The following is a 16,547-nucleotide window of genomic DNA, read 5'->3' as shown; positions in this document are numbered from 1 at the left end:
CAAAGGCGGAGGATAGATATGGCAACTCAGTCATTATTACGAAATAGAATATTTGTCTTGCTCTTTGTTGCTGGTATATTTGCGGTTGTTAGTTTCAGTATGTTTCTTACAACCACGACATGGTTTGTAATCAGTGAAAGCAATTCTGCTGGATCACTTGGATTAGTGCTTATTGCTGCAACAATTCCACGTATCGCCATGATGGTTTTTGGTGGAATTTTAGCAGACCGCTATAAGAAAACTTCTATTATGTTTGTTACTAACTTTATGCAAGGAATATTATTGTTAACTTTATTTTTGCTTGTATGGAATGATACAGCATCTATTATGATGCTATTACTATTAGCGGCAGGATTTGGAATGTTAGATGCTTTTTTTGGCCCGGCAAGTTCGTCGTTAATTCCTAAGATTGTAGAGAAGAGACAGTTGCAACAAGCGAATGCTATTTTTCAAGGAGCGGATCAGATTGCCTTTATAGCTGGTCCTATACTTGCAGGAATTATAATGGAGACAGTGGGGGTAGCAGGTAGCTATTTTATTGCAATGATTTTCGCTTTCTTATCTGCTGTCATTATATATCCAAAATTTATAAAGGAAGCTCCAGTAGAACATGAAGTGCAACAACAGCCAGTGAAGGAAATGAAAGAAGGCTTTCAGTATATCCGTAAGTCAAACTTTCTGTTAACGGGGTTAGGTGTTCTAATTACACTAAACTTTTTTGTCTTTGGCACATTGCACATTGCAATACCACTGCTAGTAGAGAGTTACGGCGGCTCACCTTTAAACTTAAGTTATATGGAGTCAAGTCTTGGAATTGGTTTACTCATTGGAACTGGAGTTTTAAGTTCTATACTCATTAAGAATAAAGGAAAAACATCTTTGATTGGATTAACAGGTGCAATTATTGCTTATCTTATATTCGCACTAGTTCCTAACCTAACGTTATTAACCATTGTGGTATTCTTTATTGGATTTTCCATGTCATTTGTGTTTGTACCTTTCTTTACAGCGGCACAAGAAATTACAGAAGATCACATTATGGGGAGGGTAATGAGTATTATATTCTTAGCCATGAATGGCTTCGACCCACTCGCATATGCAATAGTTTCAGGATTAGCAGCGATGGACATATCTATACAAGTCATCTTATTTAGTTTTGGAATCATTGGAGCGATTATCACTATTCTTTTATTTGTAAAAGCAAAAACCTACCAAAGCAAATAACCGAATGAAAGAAGGGATGTCGTTTTGAAAGGAAAGCAACAAAAAGAAGAGATAGACAAGATTAACGTAGAGTAAGCACCTTGCTTGGATGAAAATGTACAGCAAGGTGCTTATTTTATTTCGTATTCGAGCAGCAATCCTCTATATTAATGAAGGTTTACTTTATTTTGAGGCATGTACTTGTTTTCTTCTCCACCCACCAACCACTATTAATACGAGTGTCAAACCTAATAACGACAATATTTCTTGATTGCCAACAGGTGAGAAAAATTGTTGAATATACGGTTCTTTTAACAGCATTTTTCCAGCCGTCCATGTAAGCAATCCAGCTCCAAAATAAATAATAACTGGAAATTTATGAATGAGTTTTAATATAAATTCGCTCGCAGTTAGGATGATAGGAATACTAAGAATAATCCCTGCGATAACAAGCAATAAATCGCTATTTGCAATAGCGGCAATAGCAAGTACATTATCAAGGCTCATTACGACATCAGCGAAGATGATAATGGAGACAGCTTCTTGTAATGATTCACCACTTTTCATATTGTCGTAGTCTTGCTTGTCCACTAAGAGCTTATAGGAAACGAATAGCAAGAGGATTCCACCAATCAATTGAATAAAAGGCATTTGGAATAAATGAATCATTAAGAATACGAATAGAATTCGCATGGCAATAGCACCAAAGGTTCCCCACCAAATTGCTTTACTTTGTAAATGCGTAGGAAGATTTCTACTTGCCATAGCAATAACAATTGCATTGTCCGCGCTGAGTAAGATATTAATAAGGAGTATTTGTATAACTATTTCAATTAATTCCAACTTACTCCTCCTTTCAAAAAGTCCAAGCTTTTTTTCAATATATGATGAAAGGGAGGAGGGTTAGAACGTAATGATTAAAATTTTGTATTTCACTAACCAGTAAAATAGAAATGTTGGCGATAACTGTTTATATTTCCCTCAACTTCGCTAAGTTATAGGTTTGGTAAATGAATTAAGTGGAGAGATGTTACTAAAGAGTTGGGGTATAACAAACAGTTTTATAAAAGAGTCATAAAAGGATATTTTATGTAAAATCCGAATGTTAGCTGTTCTGATTTTCATTACAGACGAACGCTTTTTGTAGGCACGGCTTCATCTAACTTGAAAAGAGGAACACTTTTCAAGTGGTTTTTCAAGCTCAGTTATTCTGAGCAGGAGTCGCCGTCTTCCATTACAATCAAAGCCAAGTTATTGCTATAATCTGAACAAGATAGTTTTTAAATGAAACTTAACAATTATGAAATTGAGACAAAAAGATGGATGACAGAATAAGCGTAAGAAATATACGGAGACTCCTTGAAAATCAAAAATCGATTTTCTGCGTGCGATGCAATGCTGTCGAAGTATTCCTTGTCCTGTGGGAGTGAGGCATAGGCGAGACCCCGGAATACGAAGTATCCGGAGGTTCACCAGCCGCCCACATAAAGCGGAGTATATTTCTGAAGCGGGTTATTATTCATTCGGATTTGTCTTTTGAATATATACTTTGTCACAATACTTTTCTCATTGTTTTTCTGCTAGTCCTTGTTCATGTGATTGACGTACTCTGTGAAGGAGTTCGCTATCAGTTAATAAACGGTATCCTGTAGAAGCTAGAGCTTTAGCTCCTGTTATAATAGCTTCGTTACCTGCAGCAGATTTTGCGGCTTCTCGAAACTCAACTGTATGGCCAATTAAATTATCTTCGCCAATTTTAATATGACCATGTGCGGTAGGTACTTCATAGCTAATATTACCAGCATCTGTAGAGCCTTTGCCTTTCTTTTTCTCTGTGATTACTGTTTCACCTTGCTTTTCTAACTCTTTCTTTAAAACATTGTCTAGTGTATTCGTAAGCACAAAATCTTTTACTTCATTTTGGAATCGCTCCACTTTGACAGTTGAACCAGTGGCAAGTGCTGCGCCTTTTGCAATAGCACGAACTTTTTCAGCGGTTTCCTCTGTTTTGCTCCAAGATTCGGCTCTAATATAAAAGCGAGCTGCTGCATATTCCGGTATAATATTTGGGGCATCTCCACCATGAGTGATAATGCCATGAATGCGAACATCACTAGGCAGTTGTTGGCGTAGTGCATTAATTCCGTTAAATAATTGAATAACAGCGTCTAATGCATTAATTCCTTCTTCTGGTGCTCCAGATGCGTGAGCGGGCTTTCCGTAGAAATGGAATTCTAATGGGTCTACTGCTAATGTTTCACTTGTTAAACTTGTTTTTCCTGATGGATGGAGCATAAGTGCCACATCGATATTTTTTAGCAAACCATGTTTTACAAAGCTCCCTTTAGCACTTCCGTTTGGTCCCCCTTCCTCGGCTGGTGTGCCTAGCACTACTACACGACCTGCAGTTTCTGAAAGGGATTCAGCTAAGCCAATAGCTGCTGCGATACTTGTTGTACCAATGATATTGTGCCCACAAGCATGCCCGATTCCTGGTAGTGCATCGTATTCTGCGAGAAAGGCAATCGTTGGGCCTTCTTTGCCACTATCTTTGGATGCAAAAAAGGATGTCTTATGTCCTGCAACTGCTGATTCAACAGTGAAACCTGCATCTGTTAGTGTTTGTATAAGTTTCGAACTTGCAAAAAATTCCTCATTACCAATCTCTGGTTGCGCATGAATGTCCTGACTAATTTGAATATATTTGTCTTTATTATCCTCGATATTTTGAAAGATAGCTTCTTGATGTGATTGAACAATACTCATAATTATTCCCTCCTCAGGTATAAATGTTATTTTTTTAACTGTTCAAAGGCTTTATCTAACTGTTCTTGCGTTAATTTCACTAAGAATGAACCGCCGTTTGTATCATCTTTAATTGCTTGTTCGATATCCTCTTCTTGATAAAGTTCTACGATACGCTGGTATACTTCATTATCTTTGTCTTCTGATCGAGTTGCGATAATATTGACATAAGGGTGTGTTGCCTCTCCATTTGCGTCTTCAATATAAATAGGATCTTCACCTGGTTCAAAGCCTGCTTGACCAGCTACACCATTGTTGATTACGGATGCAGCAACATCTGGCAATACATGGGCAGTTTGTTGTGCCGTCATCGGAATAATTTCTAAATTCAATGGGTTTTCGTCTATTTGCGAAGGGTCACCGAACATTCCAAAATTATCACTTAATGTAAGTAGGCCTGCGCTCTCTAGTACTCGCAAGGAGCGGGCTTGGTTCGATGGATCGTCTGGAATGGCAATCTTGTCGTTTTCTTTTATTTCAGAAACGTCCTTAATTTTTTCGGAATATAAACCAATTGGTGCAAGAACTGTAGATCCAATGGGAACAATGTCTTCACCACTTTCCTTTACATATTGTCCTAAGAAGGCAATGTGTTGGAAAGCATTGATATCAATATCTCCTTGAGCTAAAGCGTTGTTTGGCAATGTATAATCAGCAAACTCGATAAGTTCGATGTTAATTCCTTCTTCAGCTGCTTTTTCTTTAAGGAGTGGCCATTGAGCCCCATCGGCACCATTCACTCCAATTTTTACAGTCACTTCTTCATCTCCAGCTTTGGCCTCATCACTTCCGCAAGCTGCCAAAAATAATATAAAACTTAATAATGCTAGTAAAATAAATGATTTTCTCATGTGAAATTCCTCCTAATAGGTGTCAATTAACGACGCATAATTTTTTTGGAAATAGTGTTACCAAGCCATTGAGCTAGCTGAACCATAACAATAAGTATGATTACAGTCACAAGCATAACGCTGCCGTCGAATCGCTGATATCCATATGTCATCGCGATATGTCCAAGACCACCGCCGCCAACTGTACCTGCCACAGCAGAGAAGTCGATTAACGAAATAGATACAAATGTAAGTCCAAGGATTAATGGTCCTAGCGCTTCTGGAATTAATACAGTGAAAATGATCTTTATTGGACTGGCCCCCATGGCTTTAGCGGCTTCAATAACTCCAGGGTCAATACTTACAAGATTATTTTCTACAACTCTTGCAATGGTAAAACTAGCAACAATTGTCATTGGGAAAATTGCAGCAGCAGTGCCTATTGTGGTACCAATGACGAGTCTTGTAACTTGTGAGATTGCTACTAGAAAAATGATAAATGGGATTGGACGAATGATATTAATAATAAAGTTCAGTACGTTAAAGATAATCTTGTTTTCTAGTATGTTGTTTTCACGAGTTACAAATAGCAATAAACCCATGCATATACCTAGAATGGAACCAAAAAATAATGTTGCTGCGACCATGAGTAATGTTTCTCCTGTTGCCTCTACAATTCGTGGCCAAAATGTACTCCAATCAACCCCCATGTGTATACACCTCCTCCATATCAACAATCGTTTCTAATTCATGAATAACCAGTTGTACTTGCTGTTCATCTCCTTCAAAAGAGACAATGAGATTTCCGAATAATTTTTCTTGTAGTTCACGCACGGATCCATATACAATATTAAAGTCGATGTTATGTTTGCGTGTTGTACTTGATAAGATGGGATCAGTGGCTCTTTCACCTTTGAACAAAACACGATAAAGATTACCTCCTCCAGCTTCCGTCCACTCTTTTAGTACTTTTTCAGACGGAAGTTCTTGTTGAACCGAACGAATAAATCGTTTTGTTGTTTCGTGAGAAGGATTTGTAAAAGTATCAAACACATTTCCACTCTCAATGACTTTACCTTCTTCCATCACAGCCACTTTGTTACATATTGACTGAATAACTCCCATTTCATGAGTGATAAGTAGAATGGTTATACCTAAATCTCGATTTACTCTTTTTAATAGTTTCAAGATATCTGATGTTGTATTTGGATCTAAAGCAGAAGTCGCTTCATCACAAATTAAAATATCGGGTGATGTAGCCAGTGCCCTTGCAATCCCAACACGTTGTTTTTGTCCACCTGATAACTGGTCTGGATAATCTTTTGCTTTATCGGATAATCCAACAAATTGTAGCAGTTCAGTAACTCTTTTATTTACTGAACTTTTTGATGTACCAGCAAGTTTGAGTGGATATGCAATATTTCCGGCGACTGTCCGTGATTGGAATAAATTGAAGTTCTGAAAAATCATTCCTATATTTCTTCTACGCTCTCGCAATTGCTTGGCGGATAATTTTCCAACATCTATTCCTTGGATGTGTACCGAGCCTTCGGTAGGACGCTCGAGCATATTTACCAATCGAAGCAAAGTGCTTTTTCCTGCGCCACTGAATCCGATGATTCCATAAATATCTCCTTTCTCAACCGTTATAGATACTTCTTTTACAGCTTCCACTTTTCTTTTTCCAAGTGTAAATATTTTTGTTACATTCTGAAATTCAATCATGTCTTAACCCCCACCAAGTGATGAAATAAAAAATCCCTCATTTCTTGAAAGACAAGAAATGAGGGATTCGTAACCATATGTATATATGTAGAAGCCATCGTTTCTCATCTTCCAAATGCTGGTTTGCATTTGCAGGAATTGGCACAGTATTCTTTAATATAAAGAATCCGCTGCCGAGATGTCATAGGGCCTGATCCCTCAATCTCTCTGGATAAGAAAAAACGTAAAATATTTAGTTGTTATATTGAAAGTAATTCTAGATGATAAAATAAATTAAGTCAATATGGTATTAAAAATAAAATTATTCTGATAAATAGTCCGAGTGTAGTAAATGAAGAAATTGTACTATTCATCTTCACTACGAAGTCTTGCATAGATACCATTTGTCCGGTTTAAATCAAGCTTGAGTCCAGCATATGGATTTGCGTGTAAATTTTCTTTAATCCATTCACGCAGAGCAGAAATAATATGTTTTGTTACAATTTCTTGCTTGCCATATACTGTGGTTATTTCTGCAGAGAAACCGGAATAATCATCATAAAAAAGTTCAACTTCCACTTCAGCTGGCTCAATTTTGCGTTGGCGAGCAATATATATACATACGGCAAGAATAATATCTTCCTCGGGAATGATTAGCTTCGTCACTTCCAAAGCTCCTCTTCATTTTGATGTTGATTTTGTAGTAATAACTTCTCTGCAAACTTCCTCATCACATAGGCTCCCTTTTCTATGAAGTCGGTCACTTTATTTTACTATAATTATGTCAAATTTATGAAGTGAAACGATTTTTTAGTAATAGGAAATATTTTCCGAACTAGTATATAAAGGTTCACAATTTATCGTATTCCGACAGTAAACATACTCTTCAATCGAGTGCAAAGTGAAGCCCAACTTAAGAGAGAAGCGTTCAATCCTGTACAGCGCTTTCCATGATAGAGAAAGTAGCTTGGTTACAGTTAATTCCTGCCATGCGACCATATGGGAGTGTTGCTTTCGGTTCACTATGCCCGAAACTTACATTATAAAGAACTGGTAGTTTCGATAGACCATTTTCTTTGAGTACATCTGTAATTACTTTTTTATACTCCTTGTAATAGGTTTCTCCATGCGGTTTCGCAAATATAATCCCATTCGCATTTTGAAGTATTCCTTGTGTAGCATAATTTTGTAACCATCGAGCGAGAAGCTCTGGTTTTGGCTCTTCTTCTGAAGTTTCGAAAAATAATATTGAATTTTTCCAATGGTGGATTTCTGGCCAAAGATTCGTGCCTTTTATACTTTCCATAGAGTCGATACATCCACCAATTAATCGTCCTTGGACAATACCTTCTCCTTGTAAAATTTCATATGATTTATTAGGGTAAGTCGTTCTTTTCGTGTCTTTATTTTTAATATTCCATTCTAGGAACTCACTTGTCCAATGCTCTGGTGGTTCGATATCTCCAATTATATTGTTCGAGAATAATGTGTTATGGATATGATTGATGGTATATGGATCCATTTCAACATTTTCAGCGAAATCCGTCATGATAGCAGGTCCATAAAAGGAAGATATCCCGGCCTTATAACAGAAAAAATGAGAAATTGTTGTATCCGAATATCCTAAGAATATTTTAGGATTTTTATGAATTACATCGAATTCAATATAGGGTAAAAGGCGAATACTATCTTCACCGCCTATGTTTGAAATAATTGCTTTTATTTCTGGATCTTCAAAAGCGTCCATTAGATCTTTTGCACGTGCTTCTGGATGCTCATGAAGATATGTTTCTCCTTTTAAACTATTAGGAGTAGGAATTACTTGTAAACCAAATACTTCTTCTAAACGTTTAACTCCTTGGTCATAACGCCATTGTAGATTCTCCTCACCAGCACCTCCCCATGAAAGGGAAATGGTTGCAACTTTATCTCCTGCTTTTAATTTTGGTGGTTTGATTAGCATTTGGATACAACTCCTTTTTATTTTGGGATTCTTGCATGTAATGTATTAATACCCCATTGAATGAAGTTTTGTTTCACTTTCTAATAACATATCGTATTCATATTTGTTTTACAAAGAAAGACGATAAATTTCTTTCACTCTGTTAGGCGAGCTATTTTTTTGAAGCAACCTTGTACTTTTATTAATCATTCGAAATGACTTGGTGCTTTACAGCAAATAACGCCGCCTGTGTGCGATCGGAAAGATCTAATTTCGATAAAATTTTATTTATATGCGTTTTTACTGTCTTTTCTGTAATAAATAATGAAATAGCGATTTCTTTATTACTTTTCCCTTTAGCAATTTCTTTTAATACTTCTGTTTCGCGATTGGTTAATGTATTTAAACGATACGAAGGATGATGAATAGAATTGACGGGCATTAAATGATTGGTAACTTTTGGATGTAGTTGAGTTTGCCCATCCATCAGAGAAATAATACTATTAATTAGATCATCTGGTTGAATATCCTTTAGTTGATATCCAGATGCACCGGCTTCTAACGCAGGTATAACATGATTTTGCTCTGAAAAGCTTGTGAGCATCAATATTTTTACTTCCGGAAATAAGGACCGGATTTTCCTTGTTGCCTCAATACCGTTCATAACGGGCATCATTATATCCATTAGGATGATATCGGGCTTGTGGGATTGTGTAAGTTCAATTGCTTCCTGTCCATTGGAAGCTTCACCGACAATTTTTATGGGAGGTTGTGTTTTTAAAAACATAACTAGACCACGTCGAACTACATGATGGTCATCTGCTATCAATACTTTAATCAAGTTTGATTTTCCTCCTTTAATAGTGGGATGGAAATTTGAATAAAAGTTCCCATCCCGACTTTTGATGTAAGCTGAAACTTGCCACCTATTTCTTCTGCGCGTGATTGCATACTACGTAATCCCATGGTAGGCATCTCAAAATCTTTATCATAAAAGAAACCTGCGCCATTATCTGATATTGAAAGAATGATGTTTGATCCTTCTGTATTCATTTCAATGAAAATATCCTGTTGTCCAGAGTGCTTTTTACAGTTGGCCATTGCTTCTTGTCCAATTCTCCATAAAGCTTCTTCAACTTGTGGATCTATGGGTTCGATTCCACTCATCTTAGTATGAATATGTAAATCAAGTACTTTTGCATAATTAATGAACGAAGAGATTAAACCGTTTTCTAAAGCAGGGGGACGAAGCTGCTTTATGAATGTACGCATCTCGCTCAAGGCCTCTTGAGATAAATCTTGTATATATTGAAAGGTATCTTTTACTTCTGGTTGAGCTGTCATTTCTTGACCAGCTCTTGCAGTTAAACTTAATGAGAATAATAATTGATTAACAGAATCATGTAAGTCACGTGCAAGGCGGGTTCGTTCCGTATGAAGCGCAATATCTTGTTCTTTTTGGGTCAAATAAATTCGTTTTAATGCAGTTCCAATTTGATAGGCTATCGACTCTAGTAATGCTAGTTCCTGCTTGTGAAAGTGGGTTTTATTAGGAGAACCGACATTTAATATACCGAATCGTTCATTTCCTGCTTGTAAAGGAACGGTTGCATGATGAGTTAGTCCATCATTTTTAGGGTCGTTTTCTCGTAAAGCGGATTCAATTCGTTGACATTCAATAATGTTACTAGCTTTTGTTAATTCTCCCTTTCGATAACGATTGACACACCAACAACTTTTCTTTTTCATCCGATAACAGTTGTTTGCAGAAAGTGCTGGTGGAAGAGCATGGCTAGCGGTTAATTTTGGGTTTTTTTGATCTCCATTTTCATCTATAAGGAATATCCACCCGATTTGGAAACCAGTGACTTGTAATAGTTTCTCAAGAACTTCATGCAATGTTTGTGTTATCTCCGTTCCTTCATTTAGCAATTCAGCTATCTCTTTAAGAATACTTCCTTCTGTTAATGGATTGCTAGACATGAAATAGACCATCCTTACCTTTTTCTATTAGTATAGCATTTTTTACATGTTTTTTATTTGTAATAGTTCGATAATTTCTTGATCTGGTCCCTCATAGAAGATAGATTTCCAACCATTTGAGATTTCATAAGGGCCTTCAATCGGTACTATTTGAAGCGATTTTAAATAAATGATTGTTTCCTTCATGTTATTAACCTGAAAGCAGATATGAACATGTGGGGAGTGGGAAGGTGGAGAAGAGGGTTGAATCAATTCTAACCTCCACTCCTTCCTTTTTAGAAAAACGATTTGTTCATCCATAAATGTGAGATACTGTTCTACATCCAAATCGAACATCAATTGATAGAATTTCTGAGATCTTTCTAAATCAGTAACTTCAATAGCTATATGATGAAATTGCATTATTAATCACCTCTAGAGGGGAGCTTGTAAACTATAAGGATGTTTTTCTGGTAAGATAAGATTCATATCTCCAAACTCATGCCATAGATAGCCTTCTTTAATTGCTTGTTCGTAAGCATTTAACAGCAACGACTCCCCAATAAACGAGGTTAGCATTTCTAAGTGACTAGATTTTGGTTCGTGTAAGCCGGTTATTAATCCATTTGTAAGTTTGCGAGGAAAGTCACGTTGGATATATAAATTTGTCCATCCGGTTGATTCTCCGGTTAGCGCCATTGTTTCAAGTGCACGTACAACCGTCGTGCCAACTGCGATTACTTGTTTGTTGTGACTTTGGGTTTGCTCAATCAATGATACAGTTTCTTTTGGTATCGAATAAAACTCTTCGTTATTATCTGGAGAATGATCCCACGCATCGTCTAATAAATAACTAAGGCCTGTATGCAACTGGAGAAATGCGATGTTGATACCTTTTTTCTGTAATCGGAAAAGCATTTCCCAACTAAAAGCACGCCCTGCTGAAGGCATTTCTACAGAACCAGGGTGTATAGCATAAGCAGTCTGGTAGGCATCTAATGACCATGGGTGATGAATATATTCGTAGCGAACAGGTTCCCCGTGCGTATAGAAGTAGTTGTATAAATCAATGTCACTTCGATTAAATTCTATCTGTTTTAATGGAGACTGTAATTTGGATGCAATTATTTTTCCGACTAACCCTTCACGAAAATACAACTGCTCATTAATCAAAGCTTCTATAGGGACAAGCACCTCCCATACATTATTAGATAAACGTTTTGCTAAACGGACTTCGATTGTTTTACCGTTAGATAATGTAGCCTTTAACACAGGTGGAATGGTCCGACTATTATTTAGAACGAGTAAATCACCAGAAGAAAGATAGTTTTCTAAGTTATAAAAATAACTGTGTTCATAAGAGCCGTTGCTAGAATCAAGCGCAAGCAAACGTACTTGATCACGTCGAAGACCTCTTTTTTCTGGTGGTGTTGTAGCATTTGCTTCATCAGGTAAATGGAAATGCGGAGCATGAGGAAGCATATTATTCTCCTCCTTTTGCAAAATCGAATGTTTGTGCTTCTAGTCGCTCTCCATGTATGTTACTGGCATCATCTGAAGCGAGATATAAAAATACATCTGTACAATCTTCTGGTTGAGCAAGTTCGTATTTACAATTAGGTACTGCAAGGTCATGCATTTCTGTATCCATTTCTCCTGGATCTACCATGTTAACCCGAATAGGTGTTTCTTTAAGTTCATCAGCCCACGTCTGGGTTATTCCTTCTACTGCGAATTTAGATATTCCATAAGCTCCCCATCCGCTATAACCGGTGTTTCCAGCTTCGGAAGTTATATTGATTACAGATCCATGATTTCTTTGCAGCATTCCTGGAATGACTCGTTTTGATAAAAGAAAAACACTAGCAGTGTTTACCCGTAATACATGAAAGAAATCATCTTCAGTAGTATCTAGTAATTGAGGGATTGGGCTAGGACCTACAGTCGATGCATTATTAATTAAGACATCTATTTTCCTAAATTTTTCTTCGGCAAGTGCTACGAATCTCTCAACATCTCTTGTATTATTAATATCTGCTGTAACAGCAAGAACTTCTACCCCTAAGTGTTGGATTTCGTTTTTAACTTCTGTTAATGCTTGTTCCCCCCGTGCACATATAGCAAGTGATGCACCCTGTCGTGCAAAGGCTAAAGCAATAGCTCTTCCTAATCCTTTCGATGCCCCTGAAATCATAACTACTTTTGATTGCTCCATTATTTTTACACCCCTTTGTTTATTGGTATACATTAAGTGTAAATGGATTAAATGGTAAATACGTCATTCCTATGGTTGGTCTTTCACTACAACTTTAGATGTATGGCAAAATTTGAAGGTGAATTTTTTAAAAAGTAAGAAAGTAGGATAGACAAGTATTTATAAAGTGATAAAATATTAATAAAAAGACGGAATGGGATAGTGTAGGTGAGCAGATGAAGATATGGTGGAGAAAGATAGCAGTAGTTCTTATTACAATATTAACATTAGGTATGTACTCTCCGACAACCTTGCTGGAAGTAGATGCTCAAAAGGAAAATGGTAATGTATCATCCTCTTCAAACTCAGATCAAGAGACAATAGCAAGGACGATAGAAATACAAGATGCTATTCCTACAACAATCGAGGAGGATCTTGATACAGCATTAAATCGTTTAATGTCTCAAGCTCAGGAACAATCGATGATTAAGTTTGGAACAAAGATTGCTACCAAAGTAGAGGATGAATTTAACCAAGAGATTCTTCCGAAAATAGAGGAAGTATTACATACATTACTAGAAGAAACAGAAACAGCGTATGGATTCCTTTCTGTTACAGAGGATCCTGCAGCTGGTTACGGTGAACGGATATTTAATGTTTATGATGAGAAGACAAAACAACACATAGCTAAATTTCATGTTCGTCGAGATAATCGACCGTTGGAAGGGCATTATTTTAATTTTCACTATCACTTAAACACAGATCAATTTAAAGTACATCATGATATTGGAGATATTTACTGGGACAAAAATACACCCCCGAAATGGATGATATAAAAACTAATTCATACAGTCTTAGATGCGTTAATTTAATTAAGTTGATATGAAACCATATTTTATATAAACCGAGCTAAATACCGGATAGTATTTGATCTCCTACCTATGTGAGGATAGAGACAGTTGCTACTGGTAAATAGTTCGGTTTTTAATTTGTTAAGGGAGAAACGAGAAGTCGGATAGGTGACTACAATTAGCAATTCAAAATGAGGATTAAGGCTAACCCTTACCCTCATTGGCAACCGCCTGTAAAAATACACCTATTTTCTGATCAAGAATGGTCATGTCAGCATATTGATCATATGGTGTCGGTTCTTGGTTAACGATAATAAGTCTAGCTCCACTTTCTTTTGCGATTAATGGGATTTGATTGGCGGGTGATACCGTCAATGATGAACCGAGTACGATAAAAAGATCCGCTTTTTCTGCGTCTTGAAATGCAGTTTGAAAAGCTTCTTGAGGTAGCATTTCACCAAACAAAATAATTGAAGGGCGCAATACTCCACCACAATCACAATGATATTCATTGTCTACATATTCTCCGCTGCTATATTCTTTTCCACAGCTTTGGCAGTGGAGTTTTTGTAGTGTGCCATGTAATTCATGTACGATTTTACTGCCGGATGCTTGATGAAACCCATCGACGTTCTGTGTAATAATGGAATGGACAAGACCTTGCTGTTCCCATTCAGCCAAGATGTAATGTCCCTGATGCGGGCCATATTCTTTTACTTTCAGTACACGCTCTCGATAAAAGTCAATAAACGTATCAACGTTATTATTTAGTGCATCTATACTAGCAATTTTACTTGGGTCGTGCTGCTTCCAAAGACCTTTGTTCGCAGATCGGAAATCCGGTAGACCACTTTCGGTGGACATACCAGCCCCAGTGAAAATAACAGTGTAATTAGATTCTTGCAGCCAATCTTTTATCACTTTTATCCCTCCTCATGTTGGCATCTATTATACAGGCTAAGCTATTTCTAATGCCAATGATATTGACAGAAAAATTTGGATGTGTTATTAAAAATATAGGGGTTAGCACTCGTTAGCACAGAGTGCTAAATGCAGAAATAAAGGAGATGTTATTATGGGAAAACGTAAATTTAAAGCCGAGTCACAAAAACTATTAGATATGGTGATTAACTCTATTTATTCACAGCGCGAAGTGTTCTTGCGTGAATTAATTTCTAATGCAAGTGATGCGATAGATAAGATTTACTATAAAGCATTGACCGATGATTCCTTGTCATTTGATGTGGACAACTACTATATAAAAATTACTCCCAATAAAGAGGAACGCACATTAACGATTGTAGACACAGGAATCGGTATGACACAAGAAGAATTAGAAAATAATCTTGGTGTTATCGCAAAAAGTGGTTCACATACATTTAAATCAGAGAATGAAATTAAAGATGGACATGATATCATAGGACAATTCGGGGTTGGTTTCTATGCTGCGTTTATGGTAGCAGATAAAGTAGAAGTAGTAACGAAATCCATTGACAGTGATGTAGCATTTAAATGGGAATCCAAAGGGTCTGATGGATATTCTATTACAGAAGTGGACAAGCAAGATACTGGAACAACGATTACATTGTATATTAAAGAAAACCAAGAAGAAGAAACTTATGACGAATTTTTAGAGACATTTACGTTACAACAAATCATTAAAAAGTATTCTGATTTTATTCGTTACCCAATCAAAATGGATGTAACCGAAAGTAAGTTGAAAGAAGGATCTGAAGACGAATATGAAGATGTAATAGAAGAACAAACAATCAATACGATGGTTCCTATCTGGAAGAAGAATAAGAGCGAATTAAGTGATGATGACTATACGAATTTCTACCAGGAGAAACGTTATGGGTTTGATAAGCCGCTTAAACATGTACACATCAATGTGGATGGTTCTATTCGTTATAATGCTATTCTATTTATTCCAGAAAGTGCACCATTTAATTACTACACACGTGATTATGAGAAAGGACTTGAGCTTTATTCTAACGGAGTATTAATTATGGATAAATGTGCTGACTTACTTCCGGATTACTTTAGTTTTGTTAAAGGAATGGTAGATTCGGAAGATCTTTCTCTTAATATCTCTCGTGAAATGCTACAACATGATCGTCAATTGAAGCTTATTGCTAAAAATATTAAGAAAAAAGTAAAACAACAGCTAGTAAGTCTTTTACGTGATGAACGTGAAAGCTATGAAAAATTCTTTGATGCATTCGGTCAACAAATTAAATTTGGTGTTTATAGCGATTACGGTCAAAACAAAGATGAGTTAAAAGATTTACTTCTATTTTATTCTTCAACAGAGAAAAAACTAGTAACGCTTGAAGAATATGTTTCCCGTATGCCGGAAGATCAAAAGTATATTTATTATGCTACAGGTGATTCAAGAGATCGAATTGAAAAACTCCCACAAACAGAATTAGTTGCAGATAAAGGCTATGAAATTCTTTACTTTACAGATGAAATTGATGAATTCGCCATCAAAATGCTCATGAATTATGATGAAAAAGAATTCCGTTCGGTATCAAGTGGAGATCTAGGTATCGAAGAAGATGAGAAAGAAGAAAACGAACAGGAAAATAACGATAATGCAGAATTATTTGCAGCGATGAAAGAAGTATTATCTGACAAAGTAAAAGATGTACGTGCTTCAAAGCGCTTGAAATCACATCCAGTCGTGTTGACTGCAGATGGTGAGATCTCCCTTGAAATGGAGAAAATTATTAATGCAATGCCAGATGATCAGCAAATCCAGGCTGATAAAGTATTGGAGATTAATGTAAATCACGATATTTTCCAATCCTTAAAATCAGCGCAAGGTAATGATGATGAAAAGTTAAAACTATATACCAATCTTTTATATAATCAAGCACTTCTTATTGAAGGATTGCCAATTAATGATCCAGTAGAATTCACAAATGACATTTGTAAAGTAATGGTATGAAGGGAAAAAGTTGTCTGAGTCAATGCTCCGGCAGTTAAAAAATCCCCTTGAGGAAAATGTTGATTTTTCCTCAAGGGGATTTTTCATTTGAAAGTTTATAGAG

General features: G+C 36.5%; 16 protein-coding genes and 1 riboswitch. Of the genes, 3 read left to right on the top strand and 13 right to left on the bottom strand.

What is annotated here, in order from left to right; all coding sequences use genetic code 11:
* Positions 1–18 precede the first annotated feature (18 nt).
* Positions 19–1,224, top strand: a complete 1,206-nt coding sequence (locus tag AQ616_RS01325; RefSeq protein ID WP_069684828.1) for an MFS transporter — start codon at positions 19–21, stop codon at positions 1,222–1,224.
* A 162-nt stretch (positions 1,225–1,386) separates the two neighbouring features.
* On the opposite strand, the gene AQ616_RS01320 is transcribed toward AQ616_RS01325, so the two are convergent.
* From AQ616_RS01320 to AQ616_RS01265, 12 genes are all read right to left on the bottom strand, one after another.
* Positions 1,387–2,046, bottom strand: a complete 660-nt coding sequence (locus AQ616_RS01320; protein WP_069684827.1) for a TerC family protein — start codon at positions 2,044–2,046, stop codon at positions 1,387–1,389.
* Positions 2,047–2,769: 723 nt separating this feature from the next.
* Positions 2,770–3,969: a M20 family metallopeptidase gene (locus AQ616_RS01315; protein WP_069684826.1), complete on the bottom strand. Its 1,200-nt coding sequence runs from the start codon at positions 3,967–3,969 to the stop codon at positions 2,770–2,772.
* A gap of 26 nt (positions 3,970–3,995) precedes the next feature.
* Complete coding sequence (locus AQ616_RS01310; RefSeq protein WP_069684825.1) at positions 3,996–4,859, bottom strand: MetQ/NlpA family ABC transporter substrate-binding protein; 864 nt, start codon at positions 4,857–4,859, stop codon at positions 3,996–3,998.
* A gap of 26 nt (positions 4,860–4,885) precedes the next feature.
* Positions 4,886–5,548 carry a methionine ABC transporter permease gene (locus AQ616_RS01305; protein ID WP_017798401.1) on the bottom strand — a complete coding sequence of 221 codons (663 nt, stop codon included), beginning with the start codon at positions 5,546–5,548 and terminating at the stop codon, positions 4,886–4,888.
* A complete protein-coding gene (locus tag AQ616_RS01300) occupies positions 5,538–6,563 on the bottom strand; it encodes a methionine ABC transporter ATP-binding protein (protein ID WP_017798400.1) in 1,026 nt (341 codons plus the stop codon). The genes AQ616_RS01305 and AQ616_RS01300 overlap by 11 nt, the downstream gene beginning before the upstream one ends.
* Before the next feature lie 101 nt (positions 6,564–6,664).
* Positions 6,665–6,781: riboswitch (SAM riboswitch) on the bottom strand.
* A 127-nt stretch (positions 6,782–6,908) separates the two neighbouring features.
* Positions 6,909–7,208 (bottom strand): YxcD family protein, encoded by a 300-nt coding sequence (locus AQ616_RS01295; RefSeq protein WP_017798399.1) that lies wholly within the window; start codon positions 7,206–7,208, stop codon positions 6,909–6,911.
* 262 nt (positions 7,209–7,470) lie between these two features.
* Positions 7,471–8,505, bottom strand: coding sequence for a S66 family peptidase (locus AQ616_RS01290; RefSeq protein WP_017798398.1), 1,035 nt, complete (start codon positions 8,503–8,505; stop codon positions 7,471–7,473).
* Positions 8,506–8,686: 181 nt separating this feature from the next.
* Positions 8,687–9,325, bottom strand: coding sequence for a response regulator (locus AQ616_RS01285; RefSeq protein WP_017798397.1), 639 nt, complete (start codon positions 9,323–9,325; stop codon positions 8,687–8,689).
* Positions 9,322–10,467 (bottom strand): GAF domain-containing sensor histidine kinase, encoded by a 1,146-nt coding sequence (locus tag AQ616_RS01280; RefSeq protein WP_017798396.1) that lies wholly within the window; start codon positions 10,465–10,467, stop codon positions 9,322–9,324. The genes AQ616_RS01285 and AQ616_RS01280 overlap by 4 nt, the downstream gene beginning before the upstream one ends.
* Positions 10,468–10,509: 42 nt before the next feature.
* The gene (locus tag AQ616_RS01275; RefSeq protein ID WP_069684824.1) at positions 10,510–10,869 is read right to left on the bottom strand and encodes a VOC family protein; all 360 of its coding nucleotides are present in this window, start codon (positions 10,867–10,869) and stop codon (positions 10,510–10,512) included.
* Positions 10,870–10,881: 12 nt separating this feature from the next.
* On the bottom strand, positions 10,882–11,928 hold the full coding sequence (locus tag AQ616_RS01270; protein WP_017798394.1) for an S-adenosylmethionine:tRNA ribosyltransferase-isomerase: 1,047 nt from the start codon (positions 11,926–11,928) through the stop codon (positions 10,882–10,884).
* A gap of 1 nt (position 11,929) precedes the next feature.
* On the bottom strand, positions 11,930–12,661 hold the full coding sequence (locus tag AQ616_RS01265) for an SDR family NAD(P)-dependent oxidoreductase (RefSeq protein ID WP_017798393.1): 732 nt from the start codon (positions 12,659–12,661) through the stop codon (positions 11,930–11,932).
* A 215-nt stretch (positions 12,662–12,876) separates the two neighbouring features.
* Between AQ616_RS01265 and AQ616_RS01260 the strand changes: the two genes are divergently transcribed.
* A complete protein-coding gene (locus AQ616_RS01260) occupies positions 12,877–13,476 on the top strand; it encodes a YpjP family protein (protein ID WP_069684823.1) in 600 nt (199 codons plus the stop codon).
* 219 nt (positions 13,477–13,695) lie between these two features.
* Here AQ616_RS01260 and AQ616_RS01255 read toward each other — a convergent pair whose 3' ends face one another.
* The gene (locus tag AQ616_RS01255; protein ID WP_069684822.1) at positions 13,696–14,412 is read right to left on the bottom strand and encodes an NAD-dependent protein deacylase; all 717 of its coding nucleotides are present in this window, start codon (positions 14,410–14,412) and stop codon (positions 13,696–13,698) included.
* A gap of 154 nt (positions 14,413–14,566) precedes the next feature.
* Between AQ616_RS01255 and htpG the strand changes: the two genes are divergently transcribed.
* The gene (gene htpG / locus AQ616_RS01250; RefSeq protein WP_017798390.1) at positions 14,567–16,444 is read left to right on the top strand and encodes a molecular chaperone HtpG; all 1,878 of its coding nucleotides are present in this window, start codon (positions 14,567–14,569) and stop codon (positions 16,442–16,444) included.
* The last annotated feature ends 103 nt before the right edge of the window (positions 16,445–16,547 follow it).

The organism is Oceanobacillus sp. E9 (assembly GCF_001741975.1).
In the GTDB taxonomy this organism is placed as follows: Bacteria; Bacillota; Bacilli; order Bacillales; family Amphibacillaceae; genus Oceanobacillus; species Oceanobacillus kimchii.
The sequence above is the reverse complement of the archived record's forward strand: the minus strand, read 5'-3'. Positions and strand labels throughout refer to the sequence as shown.

What these genes read in the sequence shown, in the direction of transcription:
- AQ616_RS01310 (WP_069684825.1), bottom strand. Translation starts at nt 4,859, where the DNA reads ATGAGAAAATCATTTATTTTACTAGCATTATTAAGTTTTATATTATTT.
- AQ616_RS01265 (WP_017798393.1), bottom strand. Translation starts at nt 12,661, where the DNA reads ATGGAGCAATCAAAAGTAGTTATGATTTCAGGGGCATCGAAAGGATTA.
- AQ616_RS01315 (WP_069684826.1), bottom strand. Translation starts at nt 3,969, where the DNA reads ATGAGTATTGTTCAATCACATCAAGAAGCTATCTTTCAAAATATCGAG.
- AQ616_RS01270 (WP_017798394.1), bottom strand. Translation starts at nt 11,928, where the DNA reads ATGCTTCCTCATGCTCCGCATTTCCATTTACCTGATGAAGCAAATGCT.
- AQ616_RS01260 (WP_069684823.1), top strand. Translation starts at nt 12,877, where the DNA reads ATGAAGATATGGTGGAGAAAGATAGCAGTAGTTCTTATTACAATATTA.
- htpG (WP_017798390.1), top strand. Translation starts at nt 14,567, where the DNA reads ATGGGAAAACGTAAATTTAAAGCCGAGTCACAAAAACTATTAGATATG.
- AQ616_RS01300 (WP_017798400.1), bottom strand. Translation starts at nt 6,563, where the DNA reads ATGATTGAATTTCAGAATGTAACAAAAATATTTACACTTGGAAAAAGA.
- AQ616_RS01290 (WP_017798398.1), bottom strand. Translation starts at nt 8,505, where the DNA reads ATGCTAATCAAACCACCAAAATTAAAAGCAGGAGATAAAGTTGCAACC.
- AQ616_RS01325 (WP_069684828.1), top strand. Translation starts at nt 19, where the DNA reads ATGGCAACTCAGTCATTATTACGAAATAGAATATTTGTCTTGCTCTTT.
- AQ616_RS01280 (WP_017798396.1), bottom strand. Translation starts at nt 10,467, where the DNA reads ATGTCTAGCAATCCATTAACAGAAGGAAGTATTCTTAAAGAGATAGCT.
- AQ616_RS01275 (WP_069684824.1), bottom strand. Translation starts at nt 10,869, where the DNA reads ATGCAATTTCATCATATAGCTATTGAAGTTACTGATTTAGAAAGATCT.
- AQ616_RS01305 (WP_017798401.1), bottom strand. Translation starts at nt 5,548, where the DNA reads ATGGGGGTTGATTGGAGTACATTTTGGCCACGAATTGTAGAGGCAACA.